Genomic DNA, 18,916 nt, shown 5'->3' with positions numbered 1-18,916 from the left:
AGCAACACCCCTTCTTTTTCCGTTCCTGACCGATTACCTTGCAATTAACTTGCGTTATTTTTCCCTTACCGGAAACAGTCATGGAAACCTCAGGTATCGAGCCTGAGAGAGAGTGGCTTTTATCGTTGCAAAACAATGTCCCGGAGTTTCACCCACTGATATAGCAGTTGAGATTGTTATGTGGAGCAGTCAGGATTTTAAACTCATCGAATTCGAGATGTTTAGAACTAACATGGTCACCAACCGTCTGAAACGGATCAACCAGATTGCCATCCGTCAGATGAAAACCCTCAAAGCGGCTGCGCTTTGCTCATTTTTGGATGAAACTGGAACGGAGGATAAGGTATGAGCGATTACGATAAATTATTCAAATCGGTCAGCGCTCTTGCTGAACAAATCCGGGACCTCCAAATCATTGCTGTGAAGCAGTATACTCCTGTGGTGGAAGCCATCATTGCTTCACGCAGTCGTGATGTCTACCATATCGAGCATACGCTTGACGGTTTGCTTGATTTTTGTTGCTACGACCCTGCGCTTCAGCTCTACAGAAGGCTTTGTCGTTATTACTTCAGTATTGATCCTGTCGCAACAGCAAGCTATGTCAACATCTATCGGGAAATGTGGGATTCAGAAGAAAAAGATGAAGAGGATGAATGTTGATTTTCCGGTCCGGATAATTGAGTCGCTTTACTGCATCCAGAGTGAATCACAACCATCCATGAGGGGAGGGTAGCTGTTCGGATGATTGCATTTGGTTTGTTTGTAGAGTTAGTTTTTGAAGGTTCCGGAGTTTCACGTTTCAGGTGTCCCCATAATGACCTCGCGCCGAGATCACAAAGACAGTCACAATGCTTTTCGAGATTTGATAAACAATTCGGTGCTGCTTGTTTTACCGCCTTGACCAGTAACCTGACAAATCCCCGCGTAAAGATTCAGGTTTGCCAATACCGGTTGTAGGATGAAGTGCCAGCTCTTTGAAAATCCGGTCAATTTTTCTGATAACGGATTTTTCTCCAACTTTCTGCCAGTACTGAAGGTCAAGCTTGGCCTCTTCAGAGACTATGACAGAATACTGTCCCATATGTTATTCGGGTCAGTTATTTTTGTGACTCTCCCTTCCTTGATATCTTTTTTGCCGCGTTCAATGGCTTCAATGACTTTGGGATTGGCAAAATAGTTGTCTGTATCGGCAGTTTTTTTTGCGAGTGAAGGGTTGGGGCTGTTTTTTCGCTTGAGAAATTCAGCAAAATCGAGCACCTCGTGGAGCATCGGTTCGGGAAGATCTTTTACTGCCCGGTATATTTTCTCGGCTGTTGTCATGGTCACTCCTTGTGCATATCGTAATAAGAGAAAATTTGTTCTTCAATTTAACGAATTTTCTGATTGGGTTTACGAAGAGGATGAAATAACAGAATGGGGGAGCCAGACTCCAGCATTCAAAATTTAAAATCTCTTCAACCCTGAAATTTACCGGATAATTACGACCGAATTTCTTGGCGTGGTTTTATGGTGGTTCTGAGAGAGCAGTAGTTTCCTGTGGGCAGGAGGCACCGGAACCCTCTTTTCTATGTTGACATATCGTTTTAAATCTGGTGAAATCGTTTAAGCGAACGCAATAGATTCGTATATTTAAAGCTGTTTGGTCTATACCCTTAACGACATCATCGCTTGCTTTTGAAAGAGAGGTTCCCGGTAAACCCTGTGTAGCATGTTTTGGGATTAAAAGCGCTTTTAATCACCACATGAGATATCTCGTTACGTTGCTTTTTGACAAGGAAACAAGTGAGCAAATATAATAGAACTGAATAAAATGAGTCAAAGTCGGTGATGAAGAAAGAGAAGTACAGCATGTCATTCACGACAGGTGGTCTTTTTTATCGCGAATCGGTGGCCTTGGCTATGTTGTTTGTTGAGCTGAACGACTGGGATAGTGTCAGAGAAAAGGTTCTTTCCGAAAACCTGTTACAGTACAGAACACTCAATACATCGAAGCGTCAATGCCGAGAAATTATCTCAAGGTTGAAAACTCTTGCCCCGAAGGAGCTGGATTTGCTGATTTCCGGAAGTACCCAGGAGCAGAAGTGTCTGCTTTGGCTTGCAGTTTGTCGTCACTACAGGTTTATTGCCGAGTTTGCTGAAGAGGTTATTCGGGAGCGATACATCGGTCTGAAGCATGATCTTCACTATGAAGAGTTCGACTTCTTTTTCGGTAAAAAGGCCGAGTGGCTTCCTGAACTTGAAGAGATAAAGCCAACTACCAGAAACAAACTGCGTCAGGTCTTGTTCAAAATATTGCGTGAAGCTGAACTCCTGACAGTCAGGAACACCATTAATGCCTCAATGCTGAGTCAACGGCTTCTGGCAGCTATACCGCGCCAGCGGCGCAAGGATATTTTTTTCTTTCCGGTATTTGAATCCGATCTAAAGTGGAGTGCCGAATGAGTGCGGATATGGGAAAAAAGACAATGAATGAGCGATTGCCGCATTTGTTCAATGTCATCTCAGGTCGTCGTTTTTTGGAAAAAAGGGCTCTGAACGGGGAGATTCCATTTTACGTCTGTGCATACCCCCCTGAAGAGTCAGTAGATATGGAGCGTCTACAACGGCAGCTTGCCAACCGGCTTGAGCAGGCAGGTGTCAGGGTGCTGGATATCAACCTTTATGACCTCTCCATCGAGATGCTCAAAGAGCGGGGAATCTGGAAGCAACTCCTCGATATGGAGAAATCCGTCACCAAGGATCAGCTCAAAGAGTTGCTTCAGGGGGTATTGGATCCCGAAGCACACCTAATACCAGCAATAGCCATAAAACTTGCGAAGAGTGATTTTGATGTCCTCTTTCTTTCAGGTGTTGGAGCGGTGTTCCCTTATATCCGTTCTCACAACGTTTTGAATAATCTGCAGAGCACGGCAAAAGAGAAGCCAACAGTTATGTTTTTTCCGGGCACCTATGAACACTGCCAGGAATCAGGCGCGTCACTCGATCTCTTCGGAAAGTTACATGACGACAAATACTATAGAGCTTTTGACATCTCTCATTGCGAAGCATAAACGAAAATAACAGGATGATTCTTAAGAGCATTTTCAAAAAGCCGGTTGATCGCCCGATTGAAGGGGTCATTAAAGCTGATGATGAAGCAAGCCTCCGGCTTGAAATCGAAGAGTATGTCCTGACCAGTGAGGTGGAAAAACGTCTGGAGTTATTTCTCGATGCTTACAACAATTACGAAGGGGCTAACGGGGTTTGGATCTCCGGCTTCTTTGGCTCAGGAAAATCGCATTTGCTCAAGATACTCGCAATGCTCCTTGAAAATCGGGAGATAGACGGAGCATCGGCTCTTGACCTGTTTCTCTTGAAATGTGTCGATAACGAGATACTTCGTGCCGATCTCAAGAGAGCGGTTACCACCCCTTCTAAAAGTATTCTCTTCAATATCGACCAGAAAGCTGATGTTATCAGCAAATCGCAGTTCGACGCTCTGCTTGCTGTTTTTGTCAAGGTGTTCGATGAAATGTGCGGCTACTATGGAAAACAGGGGCATATTGCACAGTTTGAACGTGATCTCGACAGTCGGGGACTCTATGAAAAGTTTAATACAGCCTATCAATCTATTACCGGAAAAGAGTGGCAAAAAGGGCGCGAACAGGCGCTCCTCGAATCGCAGAATATTGCTCAAGCTTATGGCGAGGCAACCGGTGAATCAGCCAGCGCCGCCGCTGGTATTCTCGATAAATACAGAAGCCAATACAAGGTTTCAATTGAGGATTTTGCCGATCAGGTTAACGCCTATATCAACAAGCAATCACCCGGCTTCCGGCTGAACTTCTTTGTTGACGAGGTGGGTCAGTATATCGCCGAAAACGTCAAGTTGATGACCAACCTGCAAACCATTGCCGAAAGTCTTGCAACAAAAAGTCGAGGCCGGGCATGGATCATCGTTACCTCCCAGAACGACATGAGCACGGTTCTCGGTGAAATGAACCGTCAGCAGAGCAACGATTTCTCAAAAATCATGGGCCGCTTTGCAACCAAAATGCCGCTGACCAGCACCAATGTGGCAATGGTGATTCAGAAAAGGCTTTTAGCCAAAACAGAAGAGGGTACAGAACTCGTTTCTGATCTTTACCACCGGGAGTCAAATAACTTCGGGACACTTTTCAGTTTCACCGACGGTTCGCGCGATTACAAGCACTATAAGGACCGGGAGGAGTTTATTCAGAGCTATCCTTTCGTGCCCTACCAATTTGAACTCTTTCAGTCAGCAATAGAGAACCTATCCCGCCACAATGCCTTTGAAGGCAAGCACAGCTCGGTTGGTGAGCGTTCAATGCTCGGTGTCTTCCAGCAGGTTGCCATGCAGATCAGTGGTTATGAAATCGGTCAATTGGCCTCTTTTGACCTTATGTTTGAAGGCATTCAAACAGCATTAAAGGCCCAGACGCAAAAAGCGGTTTTCACCGCAGAGCGGCAACTGGGCAATGAATTTGCCTTAAAAGTGCTGAAAGCTCTTTTTCTTGTAAAATATATCAAAGAGTTCAAGCCATCGCTCCGCAACCTCTGCGTTCTGATGCTTGATGCTTTTAACCAGGACCTGCCCCAATTGCGAAAGCATGTTGAAGAGGCGCTGAACTATCTGGAACAGCAGACCTACATAAAAAGAAATGGTGAGCTCTATGAGTACCTCACCGATGAGGAAAAGGATATCGAAAAGGAGATCAAGAACACCGAAGTTGAATCAACAGAAGTTGCTGCAGAACTGGAAAAGATTGTTTTCGATCATGTTATCAAGCAGAGGAAGATCCGCTACGATGACAACGGGCCGGATTATCCCTATTCCAGAAAACTTGATGACCGTCTGCACGGTCGTGAATACGAGTTGGCTATTCATGTTGTCACCCCATTCCACGAAAACGCCGAGAATGAAAGCATTCTGCGCATGCAGAGCATGGGTCGTGATGAACTTCTGGTGCTGATGCCTCCTGACGACCGGCTTATGCGGGATATTACGCTCTACAAACAGACTGAGAAGTATATCCGCCAGAACATAACGACATCCCAGCAAGAGGCTGTTACCCGCATACTGACCAATAAAGGTGATCAGAACAGGGATCGATACAGGGAGTTGGAGTTGCGACTGCAAACGCTGCTTGGAAGGGCAAAACTATTTGTTGGTGGCAGTGAGATAGAAATAGGTGGTGAAGATCCTCAAAGCAGGATCATCCGGGGTTTTCATCAGCTTGTCATTCAGGCATATCCCAATCTCCGCATGCTTCGCGGCATTACCTATTCCGAAAACGATATTGCGGGTTGTCTCCGGCAAACTCAGGAGGCATTGTTCGGAACTGATGTAACCTCATTGGCGGAATCCGAGCAGGAGGTGCTGGCCTTTATCCAGAGCAACAACCGGAGTGGCGTTCGCACAACGCTGAAGCTCCTGCTGGAAAGGTTTGAGCATAAACCAAATGGCTGGTACTATGCCGCCGTGCTCTGCACACTGGCCAAACTCTGTGCACGTGGCAAGGTTGAAGTCCGATCAGAAAGCAATACCCTTGAAGATGACGAACTCGAACGGGCACTGCGCAATACGCACGGCCATGGCAATGTTATTCTGGTGCCACAGGCTGATTTTACCGCATCACAGGTTCGCAACCTGAAAGAGTTTTATGAAGAGTTTTTTGACGTTTCTCCAGTTGCCACTGAAGCCAAGGCTCTCAGCAGGGAAACAGGTGAAGCATTGCAGAATAAAATGCTTGAACTGGCTCCATTTGTGGCACAATCTGCGCTCTATCCGTTCCTGAATGCATTGAATCCGGTTATTGAAAAGCTGAAATCGGTGAGCGGAAAACCCTATACATGGTACCTTACGGATTTCCTGAAAGAGGCTGATCTGTTGCTTGACCTGAAGGAAACGGTTATCGACCCGATCCGCAAGTTCATCAGCGGCCCACAAAAAAACATTTTTGATGCTGCCCGTAAAATGGTGCGGGATCAGGAATCGAATTTCGCCTACATCCAGGGAGATGAATCAGCGCTCCTCTCCAAGGCACTGCTTGATCCGGAATGTTACAAGGGGAACAGCATACAGCAGGTGAAAACACTTGTAGATACCCTTCAGGAAAAGGTCGGGGCGCAACTCGAAGCTGAGATATCCAGTGCAAAGGCAGCATCCCAGGCACTTAAGGATCGCCTTTGCAATATGGCTGAATTCAGCTCTCTCACTGTGGAGCAGCAGGCAGAGATAACGCAGCCATTCAGAGATTTCACTCAATCAGTAGAGCGTCAACAGCTTATTGCAGTGATTCGCGACATGCAGCGGCGCTTCGAGGAAAAAGAGTACCAGCAACTCTTATCCCGATTGACAGCCCTGTCGCAGCCAAAACCGCAACGCTCAAATCTGGCACAGACATCTGAAACAGAAAAGCATCTGACAAGCGTCTATCCCCCTATAGCTGAGCCAAAAGTAGAGTATATCCCCGGACGTTCAATCAAAGTCTCCTTCAAAAAAGCATGGCTGGCCGATGAGTCCGATGTAGAGCTTTATCTGGCTTCCTTGAGGGACGCTTTGCTTTCAGAGATTCGCAGCGGGAAAAGAATTCAAATTTAGGTATTGCCAATGAGCGAGACAGTTCAACAACTCAGTAAGCTGATCAGCCAGGGAGAAACCCTGACGGTGGAATTCAAGAGCGATCTGAAAAGTCTGCCTGATCGTGATTTATTGGCGGCAGTGGTTTCTCTGGCCAATACCGAAGGAGGTGAACTGCTGCTCGGCGTTGAGGACGATGGCCGGATCACTGGTTTACATGCGAACCATCTTAATGTTTCGGGAATTCCTTCTCTGGTTGCAAACAAGACAAATCCTGCTCTCTCCATCAGAGTGGATCGGTTCGAGTTGCAAGGCAAATCAATCGCTCGAATCATTGTGCCGAAGTCGAGGCAACTGGTCTCAACCTCTGACGGCCTTCTGGTCCGTCGTCGTCTCAAGCTCGACGGCACACCGGAGGCAGTTCCTTTCTATCCTCATGAGTTTATACAACGCCAGTCTTCTCTGGGGTTGGTCGATCCCTCTGCCATGTTGATGGAACAGATTACGGTTGACCAATTTGATCCACTTCAACGCCTTCGTCTTCGAAATGCCATCAAAAAATACGGGGGCGAACAATCCCTGTTTTCGCTGGCGGACGAAGAGCTGGATGGTGCCTTGGGGCTGGTCATGGACCATCAAGGGCGAAAGCGCCCCACTGTTGCAGGCTTGCTTATTTTGGGAAGTGAAACTCTACTGCGCCAATACTTGCCTGCTTATGAAGTTGCATTTCAGGTACTGCGAGGCACCGATGTTCGTGTCAACGAGTTTTACCGAAAGCCCCTGCTTGAGACCTTTGAGGAGGTTGAATTGCAGTTCAAGCCGTGGATTGTTGAAGAGGAAATTCAGGTAGGATTGTTTCGTGTACCAGTTCCGAACTATGATCGCAGGGCCTTCCGTGAAGCCTTTGTGAATGCGTTGGTTCACCGCGATTTCAGTACACTTGGGGCGGTTCACATCAAACTCGATGATGATGGTTTGAACATCAGCAGCCCTGGCGGATTTATTGAGGGTGTGAATCTCAATAATCTGCTCGTGGCGCCTCCGCGCTCGCGTAATCCGTTATTGGCCGACATTATCAAGCGGATTGGTCTGGCTGAACGGACTGGTCGAGGCATTGACCGCATTTACGAAGGTATGTTACGCTATGGTCGCCCGGCACCCGATTATTCGCTCTCCAACGCCTATACCGTCACTCTTTTTCTTTCAAATGCTTCCGCCGATCTCGATTTCCTCAAGATGGTGGTGGAGCAGGAGGATAAGCTTGGAACCATGCCGATCGATTCATTGATCATCCTGTCCCGCCTTCGAGAAGAACGTCGTTTGACAACGACTGATCTTGCTCCATCCGTGCAAAAGCCGGAAGCCAATGTGCGTGCTACACTGGAAAAGCTGGTCGAAACCGGTTTTCTGGAGCCACATGGAACCGGTCGTGGTAGATCATACATCCTGAGTGCACGGATGTACCAGAAAGCAGGACAGCGCGCAGAATATATCCGTCAGGCAGGGTTCGATTCTATCCAGCAGGAGCAGATGGTGCTCAATTATATTGGCAAGCACGGCAGTATAAAAAGGGCCGAAGTAGTCGAGCTGTGTCGTCTTAGCCCGGATCAAGCGTATAAGCTGTTGCTAAGACTTAAGCAACGGGGTGAAATCGAACAAATAGGGCAAAGAAAGGGGGCGTTCTATGAGCGCAAGCGTTAATTTTTGCGTCAGGCGCAAATATATGCGCCTGTTTATGCGTCAGGCGTATATGGCCAATTGAATCTACAACATAGCAAGGATTGGGATAGATTTTGATGGAAACAGCAAAACTCAAAAAATTCGCACAGTTTGCCCGTCGCAGCTTGATTGAGCAGGTCTCTGCCAAACTCAATCTGGTGATGGCCGATGGAAGTGCCGCCCGGCGTGAACAACCGAAGGCGATAGCCGAGCTCGAAAAGCAGCTTCAGGAGCATAACCGGGAACAGGTAATTGAGCGAATAGCCTACACCTGGTTCAATCGCTTTTGCGCCTTGCGCTTCATGGATGTGAACCGCTACACACGGATTGGTGTTGTTTCGCCTGCAGAAGGTCAGTTCCAGCCTGAAATCCTCGCTGAGGCCAAGATGGGCCATATTGATGAAGAGATGGTGTCTGAAAAGATCCGCCAACAGATTTTTGCTTTGCTTGCCGGTTCTTTACCCAGTCGCGATCCGCAGTCTGAGGCCTATCGCCTGCTTGTGGTTGCAGCCTGTAACGATTTCCACAGGGCGATGCCCTACCTTTTCGAGCGCATTGCTGATTTCACCGAACTTCTGATGCCCGATGATCTTCTCTCCGGCAACTCAATTCTTGCTTACACCCGTGAAACAATGACCCCGGATGTTTGCGGGGATGTAGAGGTAATCGGCTGGCTCTACCAGTTCTACATCTCTGAGAAGAAGGATAAGGTGTTCGACGGGCTGAAGAAAAACAAAAAGATAACACCCGAGAATATCCCTGCTGCCACCCAGCTTTTCACGCCACACTGGATTGTGCGCTACCTGGTGGAAAACTCCCTCGGCCGTTTGTGGATGTTGAATCGACCCAACTCGCGGTTGATTGATCGGATGGAGTATTACATTCGACCAGATACTTCAGTTGGAAGTGAAAAGTGGGAAGTGGAAAGCAAGGAGAATCAATATGGCCGTGCAAAATTATCGGGAACTAATAGTCTGGCAGAAGGCGATGGATATGGTCGAGTGGGTGTATCAGGCAACCAAGGCGTTTCCCAAGGAGGAGCTTTACGGTCTGACCAACCAGGTTCGCAGAGCGGCAGTGTCGATTCCGTCGAACATAGCGGAGGGGCAAGCACGTCAATCGACAGCGGAGTTCAAAAACTTTCTATCCATAGCGCAAGGATCGAGAGCCGAAGTGGAAACGCAAATCATGATAGCTCAGCGGCTGGGGTATCTTCCGCAACAGCAAACCGATCAGATTCTCAATCTATCCGAGGAAATCAAGCGGATGATCTATTCATTAACAGCGAAGCTGAAATAACTTCCCACTCTCCACTTCCCACTTCCCACTCCGCTGCCACACGCCAAGAAGACTTCTTACGCATAGAAAAGCCCGAGGACATAAAAATCTGCGATCCGGCCTGCGGCTCCGGCCATATGCTGACCTATGCCTTTGACCTGCTCTATGCCATTTACGAGGAAGAAGGCTACGAGCCCGCCGAGATTCCGGAGAAGATCCTCACGAACAACCTCTACGGCATCGAGATCGACGAACGCGCCGGAGAACTTGCGGCCTTTGCACTGACCATGAAGGCCCGCTCAAAGCAGCGCCGATTCTTCAACAAGGGCGTCAAACCGAACATCTGCGTGCTGGAGAATGTCCGCTTCGACGAGGGCGAGCTGAAAGAAGTGGGTAGTGAGAAGTGGGTAGTGGGTAGTGAAAAGCAAAAAGCCCTCTATCACGATCTGAATCTGTTTGAAGAGGCTGACAATTTTGGTTCATTACTCCGTCCGCATCTGCCGCTTGAGGATATTGAGTCTTTTCAAAAAACTATCCACTCCACACTTTCCACTTCCCAATCTCTCTTCGACAGCATGACCCATCAGAAGGTGCTGCAAGCCCTGCGGCAGGCTGATTACCTGAGTCCCAAATACCATGTGGTGATTGCCAATCCGCCGTATATGGGTGGCAAAGGGATGAATGGAAGATTGGCTACGTGGGTAAAGGACAATTACCCGAACAGCAAATCCGATCTGTTTGCGATGTTTATAGAGCGAGGACTCGAATTAGTACCCAAACATGGTTATAGCGCAATGGTGACGATGCAGAGTTGGATGTTTCTTTCATCATTTGAGTTATTAAGAGCGAAACTTTTGGCCCAGACCTCCATCGAGTCCATGGCACATATGGCCAATATGGTTATGGGGATTGCTTTTGGTACTTCAGCAACTATCTGGAGGATTGGGAGACGTAACACAAGTGTGGGTGCTTATTGCTACGTCGAATATAATGATCTCGGAAATGATAAGATTCCCAAAAATTTTCCACCACGAAACGAGAGAAATCGCAAGCGCGAATCCCACGGATGGCTTTATCGCATCACTTCTGCAGACTTCAAGAAGATACCTAGCATTCCAATTGCTTACTGGGTAAGCAGTAAGTTTGCGGACTCATGGAGCGTAAAAGAACTGGTAGAGAACATAACTATTTCGGATGGTCAAAATAAAACAGGAGATAACCTGAAGTTCCTCCGATTCCACTGGGAGTTGGATAGAAATAGGTTTTTGAATTCAGCGTGGATCCCTTATGCCAAGGGCGGTCCTTGGAGAAAATGGTATGGAAATGAGGAATTACTTATCGATTGGTCGGATGAGGCTCGCCGACATTTTAGAAAAGACAAGATCGCGAGGCTAATTCCTGAATATCTTTGGTATAAAAAGGGAATATCTTGGAGTTTTATTACCACTAAAGATGTTGGTTTTCGCTATTTGCCTGAAGGTGGGACGTTTGATGTGCAAGGCTCAACCTTGTTTTTCAAAGATGAATCAAAACTTTGTAACGTACTTGCACTTTTGAACTCCAAGCCAGTTAATAGCCTTTTACGGATTCTGAATCCGACTATTAGTTTGCAGGTTAAAGATGTGCGCGGAGTACCAATACCAGATAATTTCTCATTTGAAAAAACAGACAGTCTTTGCAACTCCGCTATTCACATTTGTAAAGGGGATTGGGATTCATACGAAACCTCTTTGGACTTCACCAGCCTGCCGTTACTGCAAGTGGTTAGTGGTCAGTGGCCAGTGGTCAGTGAAGAAAAAAGCTCCAGGTTACAACTAACCACTGGTCACTATCCACTGGCCACTAAACTCAGCGAAGCATTCGCGAAACTCCGCGCCCACTGGCAGGAGATGACGCTGGAGATGCAGCGGCTGGAGGAGGAGAATAACCGCATCTTCATCGACGCATATGGCTTGCAGGATGAGCTGACGCCCGAAGTGCCGCTGGGCGAAATCACCCTGACCTGTAACCCGCACTACCGCTACGGCGTGGAAGAGTGTGAAGTGGGAAGTAAGAAGTGGGAAGAGATGGAGTCTCGACTGCTCCAGGACACCATGAAAGAACTGGTCAGTTATGCGGTGGGGTGTATGTTTGGGCGATACTCTCTTGATATGCCAGGTCTTGTCTTAGCGAATCATGGAGAGGGCATTGAGGATTACTGCAGGAAAATAGAGGAGTACCGAACCAATGAGCGTGAAAAATTATCGCGAGTTGATTGTCTGGCAGAAGGCGATGGATTTGGTGGAGCTGATTTATCAAGTGACCAAAAACTTTCCCAAGGAGGAACTGTACGGTCTGACGAGTCAGATTCGCAGGGCGGCAGTGTCGATTCCCTCAAACATAGCGGAGGGTCAGGCGAGGCAATCAACGGCGGAGTTCAAAAATTTTCTGTCGATAGCACAGGGTTCCCGAGCAGAAGTGGAAACCCAACTGATGATCGCTCAACGCCTGGGCTACCTCCCGCAGGAGAAAGCGGAGCAAATCCTGAATCTGTCCGAGGAAATCAAACGCATGATCTACGCCCTGACAGCGAAACTGTCTTAACTTCCCACTCTCCACTTCCCACTTCCCACTTATCCTTCGTCCCCGACGAAGATAACGTCATCCCGATGCTCGACGGCGACTGGTTCACCGACGATATCGCCGAGCGGTTCCGTAGGTTCCTGCGCGTGGCCTTTGGCGACGAGCACTACGAGGCCAACCTTAAGTTCGTCGAAAAGGCGCTGAACATCAAGGGCAAGCGCAACTACACGATTCGCGACTACTTCCTCGGCGAGTTCTACACAGACCATGTTAAGCGCTACAAGAAGCGCCCGATTTACTGGCTCTTCAGCAGTCCGAAAGGCAGTTTCAACGCACTCATCTACATGCACCGCTACCGCCCGGATACGGTAAGCGTGGTGCTCAACGGCTATCTGCGAGAGTTTCGCACCAAGCTGCTCTCCCGCAAAAGCCATCTCGAAGCGGTCAGCATCAGTTCCAGCGCGTCACCGGGAGAAAAGACCAAGGCGCTGAAAGAGATCGAAAGCCTCGGGAAAATGATCGAAGAGCTTGAGAGCTATGAACGCGACGTGCTCTACCCGCTTGCTACCCAGCAGCTCGAGATCGACCTTGACGACGGCGTAAAAGTGAACTACCAGAAATTTGGCCCGGCTCTCAGGAAGATTTCCGGCCTTGATGCTAAGGAGGAGTGAACTATGAAACCTTATGAGCCGGATAGCTTGCCTCTCTCGGGGCTGGATTATAAACGCCTTTTTGCTCTGGTTGGTGAGGCAAATGCCGAGCTTGCCCGGTATGATGGTTTGTTGCAAGGTATTGTCAATCCAGCCATTATGCTTTCTCCATTGACCAACGAAGAAGCGGTACTTTCTTCACGGATCGAAGGAACACAGGCGACGGTTGATGAGGTACTGGAGCAGGAAGCTGGTTTGTTGAAAGAGGGCGAAAAATACAAGGATATTCAGGAAATAATCAATTACCGTGAAGCCTTGCGTTCAGCGCACAACTATCTTGAAGAGAGGCCGATAACCCTGGCTTTTGTCAGGGAGTTGCACAAGGTACTGTTGAACAGTGTTCGCGGTCAGGACAAAACTCCTGGAGAGTTTCGAAAAGATCAGAACTGGATTGGTCAAGCTGGTTGTTCCATCGAACAAGCCTCTTTTGTGCCACCAGATCCGCTCCATCTTGTGGATTATCTGAATGCATGGCAGGCTTATCTTGCAGTAGACGACATTGACCTGCTCTTGCAGGCAGCCGTAGTGCATGCACAGTTCGAGCTGTTACATCCGTTTAAAGATGGCAATGGACGAATCGGCAGAATTCTGATTCCTTTGTTTCTTTATCAAAAAAGGAAACTTTCGCTGCCGATGTTCTATCTGAGTTCTTACCTGGAGTCTCATCGGGAAGAGTATTATCATGCACTGCACGCAATCTCTCTCCGTGGCGACTGGAACGGCTGGATCGCATTTTTTTTGCAGGCCATTGTTATGCAGGCAAAAGAGAATAGCCGGAAAGTCAGGGAGATTATGGGGCTCTATGCGGATATAAAGGTTCGCATACAGGAACTGACGCATTCCCAGTACAGCATTCAGATCATCGACGCAATTTTCAATCGTCCGATTTTCAAAACCACAGACTTTATAAGCGAGACAGGCATTCACAAGCCCACAGCAATGGGACTTCTTCGGCAATTGAAAACAGCCGGAATTTTATCCGATCTTAAAGAAGGGAGGGGACGGCGTGCTGCAGTTCTCTGTTTTCCGGCGTTGATTAACATCGCCGAAGGGAAGCGTCTTTTATAAGAAGTGTTGTGTATCGTCTGTTATTCATAAAGTTTTTTGTGTATCGTTAAATGAAAGTTATCATACACTAACTTTCTTGTATCGTTTCTGTAATACACAAAAACAGACTTGTACGGCAAAGTATGTTTAAGAATTTTTGCATTCAATCTTTCTCATGAAAGCTTCTTGTAATGAGTGAACGCATTGCCCAGGCGCTGAACCGGCTCTTTGAGCGTCACCGTATTGTATTCTGGAATGATACGAAGCGGGAGCTGCGTGAAGAATTCGACTCATTGCAGCTTGAGGGTGTTGAAAAGATTGAGCTTGTCAACAACGAGTTTGGTGTGAAGTATCGCATTCTGCGCGATGAGCCGGAACAGAAGTTCCTGCTCTATCGAGAAGGGCCTCAACCGGCCAGGCTCGATAACTGGCTTCTCGATGTAGAGCTTGCTTACGGGGAGTTTCGTGCAGATCAGTCGAGTATATGGCTTTCAGAGCTGGAGCTTGACAGTGATTTTCAGGATGTGGTGAAGGATCATGCTGAATTCTACAGGTCTGCAAAGAGGATTGAGAGCCTTAAAAAATTGCTCAAGTCGGACGATACGCCAGGAATGATCCGGTTGAAAATGCTTGCAGTTTGTGCCGGTTCCGCACCTCAGCTTGATATGGTTCTGGAACATCTACTGGAAGAGTTGGCAGGGAGCGCTTCGGATGAAAAGCAGTTAGGTCTGGAATTGCTGGATGGTGACAGGTATCGGCTGATTGAACGATGCAGGTTGGATGGCTATTTTTGGGAGCTTGTAAAACGGAGCTACGGCTACGAATCAACGGAACCCGGTCTGAAGGATTTCGTTATCGAACTTTTCAAGAGCAGCTTTGTCGTTGGTAGCGATGGAAAGGGTGCACTATCCGGGGATGCGTTGGTGTTTTTGAAGCGCTGGAAAGACAGTCGTCAATTTGAACGGTGCTTTGAAGCACTCTCTGATGAGTGTGCGGGGATTCTTCGTATTGAAGAGAAAATGCATGGACTTGATTTCCGTCAGCTTGTAGAACTTGATTATTTCCGGTTGATTGACAGGAAAGTCATCAGTGATCTGGTTCGGGCTCTTGCAGCTCGTACGGTGTTCAGCCATGAGGTCACACAATGGATTCGTCTTCGCCGACAAGGCCACTGGTTCAATGAGTTCCGGCACTTCTATGAGGCGGTGGAGTATGCGGCGCTTTTCATGCATGCAATCGAAGAAGCCAAACTGGATATGAGTTCCATGGCTGACGGCGTGCAGCAGTATAGTCGGTTCTGGTTTCGGCTTGACCAGTTCTACCGCAAATTCATTTACCATGTCAGCATCTCCGGTCAGGTCTCGCTGATGGCTGAATTGAGCGAAAAAGTAGAAAATCTCTACTCCAACAACTTTCTGCTGAAGTTGAACGACCAGTGGCAGGCTTTCGTGGACAAAGCTGATACATGGGAGGCTCCTCCTGTGCCGTTACAGAAAAGTGTTTTCGAGCGGTTTGTACAGCCATTTCTCTCAAAGAAGAATAAGGTCTGTGTCATTATTTCCGATGCGTTACGCTATGAAATCGGTGACGAATTGCTCACGCTTATTCGTAAGGAAGACCGTTATGATGCAAATCTGGAGCCGGTGCTGTCAATGCTGCCGAGCTATACGCAGCTTGGTATGGCTGCGCTCCTCCCAAATAAAGTTTTGGCGTTTGCCGATAACGATACAGGAACGGTGTTAGCGGATAATATTAGTTCTCAAGGCACAGCTAATCGCTCCAGGATTCTCAACCGGACGGCTTCATGGAAGGGTGCTACCGTAAAGGCTGAAGAGGTGATGGCGCTCAAGGGTGATGAGTGTCGTGCATTACTCAGGGATCACGATGTAATTTATATTTACCATAATCGCATTGACATAACGGGTGATAAGCGGGAATCGGAAGAGCGAGTGTTTGAGGCGGTTGAAGAGTGCCTGAAAGATCTTGTCAAGCTGATCAAAAAGCTGACCGGGGCCAATGCCAATAATTTGCTGGTGACCTCTGATCATGGATTTATCTACCAGAACCGTGCACTTGACGGGAGCGATTTTTCGGGAGAGGATGTTGAAGGTGATCTGATTTTTTTCCGTGATCGGCGTTTTGTACTTGGTAAGGGTCTGAAAGAGGTGCCGGGACTCAGGAAGTTTAATGCATCCCAGCTTGGTCTGGCGGGTGATGTGGAGGTACAGATTCCCAAATCAATCAACCGTTTGCGTCTGAAAGGTTCTGGAAGCCGTTATGTGCATGGTGGTGCTTCATTACAGGAAGTTGTAATTCCACTCATCAGGATCAACAAAAAGCGGCAGAGTGACCTCTCGGCAGTTGACGTTGATATTATTCGTGGTACCAGTTCAGTGATTACGTCCGGGCAGCTCGCAGTTGTGCTCTACCAGTCGCAGCCGGTTACCGAAAAAGTTCAGGCAAGGTCCCTTGTTGCCGGTATTTATTCGCTGGCAGGGGATCTTATTTCCGATTCACACTCTCTTGTTTTTGACGTTACCTCTGACAATGCTCGTGATCGTGAGCGTCAGGTTCGTTTTCTGTTGATCAGCAAGGCTGACGAGGTGAATGGTCAGGATGTTATTTTGAGACTTGATGAAAAATATCCTGGAACCTCCCACTACAGCGAATACAAGTCCATCCGCTACCTTATGCGTCGTTCATTTACCAGTGATTTTGATTTTTAAACATCGGGACGGACTATGAATACTCTTGACCAGAAGATAAACACTCATTTTTCCGGACTTGTTGTCCGCAAGGATCTTGTCAAGACTGTCAAAGGTAACGCCATTGTTCCAACATACGTGCTTGAATATCTGCTTGGGCAATACTGCGCGACAAGTGATGATGCTACTATTCAAACAGGCATTGAGACCGTCAAGGAGATTTTACGTAAACATTATGTGCATCGCAATGAAGCCGGGTTGGTTCGATCCAATATCAAGGAGAAGGGGCGATACAAGGTCATCGACAAAATCAGTGTTGCACTGAATGACAAGAGCGATGCCTACGAGGCAGAGTTTTCAAATCTCGGAATCAAGAAGGTTCTGGTTGATTCCGGTACGATCAAGACCCATCCAAAACTACTGGTCGGCGGAGTCTGGTGCATTGCTGATATCGAATATGAATTCAAGGAAGAGAAAAATGCTGTGCCGTGGATCCTTTCGTCATTGAAACCGATTCAGTTGTCCCACTTCGATTTTGACGGTTATGTTGAAGCCCGAAAGCAATTCTCTACAGACGAGTGGATTGACCTGCTGATCCAGAGTATAGGATTTAATCCTGAGATGTTCGGAAAACGCAGCAAACTGATGCAGCTTGTGAGGCTGATTCCCTATTGCGAGCGCAATTACAACCTTATTGAGCTTGGTCCGAAGGGAACAGGGAAGTCGCATATCTATTCTGAATTTTCTCCACATGGTATGCTTATCTCAGGCGGTGAAGTGACGGTGCCCAAGCTTTTTGTGAACAACTCTTCAGGCAAAATTGGCCTGCTTGGTTATTGGGATGTGGTTGCTTTTGACGAGTTTGCCGGAAAACAGAAGCGCGTGGACAAGGCGCTGGTTGACATCATGAAAAACTACATGGCCAACAAGTCTTTCTCCCGGGGTGTTGAAACCCTCGGAGCAGAGGCATCCATGGTCTTTGTCGGTAACACGCAGCATACCGTGCCCTTCATGCTCAAACACTCGGATCTGTTTGATGAGCTGCCTGAAAAGTTTTATGACTCAGCTTTTCTCGACCGTATCCATTTCTATGCTCCGGGCTGGGAAATAGATATCATTCGCGGTGAGATGTTCTCCAGCGGTTATGGATTTGTCGTCGATTATCTTGCCGAAATTCTCCGCTCGATGCGCAACCATGACTACTCAGACCGATATCAGGAACACTTTTCACTTTCTCCCGATATATCAACCCGTGACCGGGATGGTGTAAACAAAACTTTTTCCGGCCTCATGAAGATCCTTTTCCCTCAAGGAGGAGCTTCAAAAGATGAGATCGAAGAGCTGCTTAAATTTTCCATCGAAGGACGGAAAAGGGTGAAAGATCAGTTGATGCGGATTGATTCGACATACCCGAAGGTTCAATTTGCATATACCGATGCATCTGGTCAATCAAGAACGGTTAAAACGCTCGAAGAGGAGGCATATCCTCATTTCTACAATAAAACGATTGGTGAGGGCGATGAGAAACCGTCTCAAGTAGAAAGCAGAGAGTTGGATTTTCCGGAGGAGTCAGAACCCGGTGTTGGATCTATTACTTCAACTGTTAACAAAGAACAGCATCGAACTTTTCAGGAGAACCAGCGTGGCGTCTCTTATGACTCGCTTTTTGGTTCCTGCCTGAGCGGTGCCAGCCGGATCGTTCTAACTGACCCATACATCCGTATCTTTTATCAGATTCGAAATCTCATGGAGTTTATTGAGACGGTTGTCAAACACAAGCCGATGGAGGTGGAGGTTTCCGTTCATCTAATCACCACGGCAGACGAATTCAAGGGAGATCAACAGCAAGAATATTTCGAGAAGATACAGGAGTCAGGCATCGCTGCAGGTATTACTTTTACCTGGGAGTTTGATGGTACCGGTACCATTCATGCCCGGCATATCGAGACCGACAATGGATGGAAAATCCTGCTCGACCGAGGACTGGATATTTTTCAGCACTATGAAATGAACGACACATTCACCTTCAATAACCGCCTCCAGCAATTCCGACCTTGTAAAGCTTTTGAGGTGACATTTATTAAAGTAGACAAAAGTGTTTTTAAAGCCTGTTGAACAGGTAAAACTGTTGTCGACCATTTCTTGCTTCAGATTCTGATGCCAAGAGTCAACTATAAGCGAGACCAACATCCCGCGACTTTCCAGAATTGTTTTTTCTGTAACACTGATCGTGTAACATGAAAATTGACTTACAAAAACTGGTTGGCCAATTTCCTCAAAACGAAAGTGGTTTCAAAAAGAGGATGAGGTTC

General features: G+C 47.5%; 13 protein-coding genes and 1 pseudogene. 12 read left to right on the top strand and 2 right to left on the bottom strand.

The features are described from left to right. Positions 1–112 precede the first annotated feature (112 nt). Both BOO20_RS04895 and BOO20_RS04890 read left to right on the top strand, forming a co-directional pair. Positions 113–349, top strand: a complete 237-nt coding sequence (locus BOO20_RS04895; RefSeq protein WP_076791031.1) for a hypothetical protein — start codon at positions 113–115, stop codon at positions 347–349. Continuing rightward, positions 346–660, top strand: a complete 315-nt coding sequence (locus BOO20_RS04890; RefSeq protein WP_083694558.1) for a hypothetical protein — start codon at positions 346–348, stop codon at positions 658–660. Before BOO20_RS04895 ends, BOO20_RS04890 begins: the two co-directional genes overlap by 4 nt. A gap of 229 nt (positions 661–889) precedes the next feature. Here BOO20_RS04890 and BOO20_RS04885 read toward each other — a convergent pair whose 3' ends face one another. Next, positions 890–1,081, bottom strand: a complete 192-nt coding sequence (locus tag BOO20_RS04885; protein WP_233120884.1) for a type II toxin-antitoxin system YoeB family toxin — start codon at positions 1,079–1,081, stop codon at positions 890–892. Next, on the bottom strand, positions 1,060–1,320 hold the full coding sequence (locus BOO20_RS12925) for a DUF2281 domain-containing protein (protein ID WP_076791029.1): 261 nt from the start codon (positions 1,318–1,320) through the stop codon (positions 1,060–1,062). Before BOO20_RS12925 ends, BOO20_RS04885 begins: the two co-directional genes overlap by 22 nt. A 507-nt stretch (positions 1,321–1,827) precedes the next feature. Between BOO20_RS12925 and BOO20_RS04875 the strand changes: the two genes are divergently transcribed. The 10 genes and pseudogenes from BOO20_RS04875 to brxL all read left to right on the top strand — a co-directional run bounded on the left by BOO20_RS04875 (position 1,828) and on the right by brxL (position 18,719). Beyond that, positions 1,828–2,442, top strand: coding sequence for a DUF1819 family protein (locus tag BOO20_RS04875; protein ID WP_076791028.1), 615 nt, complete (start codon positions 1,828–1,830; stop codon positions 2,440–2,442). Continuing rightward, the gene (locus BOO20_RS04870; protein WP_076791026.1) at positions 2,439–3,050 is read left to right on the top strand and encodes a DUF1788 domain-containing protein; all 612 of its coding nucleotides are present in this window, start codon (positions 2,439–2,441) and stop codon (positions 3,048–3,050) included. The genes BOO20_RS04875 and BOO20_RS04870 overlap by 4 nt, the downstream gene beginning before the upstream one ends. 14 nt (positions 3,051–3,064) lie before the next feature. Then, the gene (brxC, locus tag BOO20_RS04865) at positions 3,065–6,604 is read left to right on the top strand and encodes a BREX system P-loop protein BrxC (RefSeq protein WP_076791024.1); all 3,540 of its coding nucleotides are present in this window, start codon (positions 3,065–3,067) and stop codon (positions 6,602–6,604) included. Positions 6,605–6,613: 9 nt separating this feature from the next. Then, on the top strand, positions 6,614–8,284 hold the full coding sequence (locus BOO20_RS04860; protein WP_076791023.1) for an ATP-binding protein: 1,671 nt from the start codon (positions 6,614–6,616) through the stop codon (positions 8,282–8,284). A 960-nt stretch (positions 8,285–9,244) separates the two neighbouring features. Continuing rightward, positions 9,245–9,601, top strand: a complete 357-nt coding sequence (locus BOO20_RS04845) for a four helix bundle protein (RefSeq protein WP_076791017.1) — start codon at positions 9,245–9,247, stop codon at positions 9,599–9,601. After that, positions 9,550–11,781 (top strand): annotated as a pseudogene (gene pglX / locus BOO20_RS12710) (BREX-1 system adenine-specific DNA-methyltransferase PglX); the annotation flags it as partial. The gene BOO20_RS04845 and the pseudogene pglX, both read left to right, overlap by 52 nt. Positions 11,782–11,806: 25 nt before the next feature. Beyond that, positions 11,807–12,163, top strand: coding sequence for a four helix bundle protein (locus tag BOO20_RS04835; RefSeq protein WP_076791112.1), 357 nt, complete (start codon positions 11,807–11,809; stop codon positions 12,161–12,163). Between the two features lie 653 nt (positions 12,164–12,816). After that, on the top strand, positions 12,817–13,920 hold the full coding sequence (locus tag BOO20_RS04830; RefSeq protein WP_076791015.1) for a Fic family protein: 1,104 nt from the start codon (positions 12,817–12,819) through the stop codon (positions 13,918–13,920). A gap of 170 nt (positions 13,921–14,090) precedes the next feature. Then, positions 14,091–16,625, top strand: coding sequence for a BREX-1 system phosphatase PglZ type A (gene pglZ, locus BOO20_RS04825; protein ID WP_076791013.1), 2,535 nt, complete (start codon positions 14,091–14,093; stop codon positions 16,623–16,625). A gap of 15 nt (positions 16,626–16,640) precedes the next feature. Beyond that, entirely contained in the window at positions 16,641–18,719 is a 2,079-nt protein-coding gene (gene brxL / locus BOO20_RS04820) for a BREX system Lon protease-like protein BrxL (protein ID WP_076791011.1), read from the top strand. Positions 18,720–18,916: the final 197 nt, after the last annotated feature.

The sequence above is a fragment of the Chlorobium sp. KB01 genome (genome assembly GCF_001975465.1).
In the GTDB taxonomy this organism is placed as follows: Bacteria; Bacteroidota; Chlorobiia; order Chlorobiales; family Chlorobiaceae; genus Chlorobium.
The sequence above is the reverse complement of the archived record's forward strand: the minus strand, read 5'-3'. Positions and strand labels throughout refer to the sequence as shown.

Excerpts from the sequence above, each read along its gene's own strand:
- BOO20_RS04870 (WP_076791026.1), top strand. The coding sequence starts at position 2,439 with ATGAGTGCGGATATGGGAAAAAAGACAATGAATGAGCGATTGCCGCAT.
- brxL (WP_076791011.1), top strand. The coding sequence starts at position 16,641 with ATGAATACTCTTGACCAGAAGATAAACACTCATTTTTCCGGACTTGTT.
- BOO20_RS12925 (WP_076791029.1), bottom strand. The coding sequence starts at position 1,320 with ATGACAACAGCCGAGAAAATATACCGGGCAGTAAAAGATCTTCCCGAA.
- BOO20_RS04830 (WP_076791015.1), top strand. The coding sequence starts at position 12,817 with ATGAAACCTTATGAGCCGGATAGCTTGCCTCTCTCGGGGCTGGATTAT.
- brxC (WP_076791024.1), top strand. The coding sequence starts at position 3,065 with ATGATTCTTAAGAGCATTTTCAAAAAGCCGGTTGATCGCCCGATTGAA.
- BOO20_RS04890 (WP_083694558.1), top strand. The coding sequence starts at position 346 with ATGAGCGATTACGATAAATTATTCAAATCGGTCAGCGCTCTTGCTGAA.
- BOO20_RS04835 (WP_076791112.1), top strand. The coding sequence starts at position 11,807 with ATGAGCGTGAAAAATTATCGCGAGTTGATTGTCTGGCAGAAGGCGATG.
- BOO20_RS04885 (WP_233120884.1), bottom strand. The coding sequence starts at position 1,081 with ATGGGACAGTATTCTGTCATAGTCTCTGAAGAGGCCAAGCTTGACCTT.
- BOO20_RS04845 (WP_076791017.1), top strand. The coding sequence starts at position 9,245 with ATGGCCGTGCAAAATTATCGGGAACTAATAGTCTGGCAGAAGGCGATG.
- BOO20_RS04860 (WP_076791023.1), top strand. The coding sequence starts at position 6,614 with ATGAGCGAGACAGTTCAACAACTCAGTAAGCTGATCAGCCAGGGAGAA.
- pglZ (WP_076791013.1), top strand. The coding sequence starts at position 14,091 with ATGAGTGAACGCATTGCCCAGGCGCTGAACCGGCTCTTTGAGCGTCAC.
- BOO20_RS04875 (WP_076791028.1), top strand. The coding sequence starts at position 1,828 with ATGAAGAAAGAGAAGTACAGCATGTCATTCACGACAGGTGGTCTTTTT.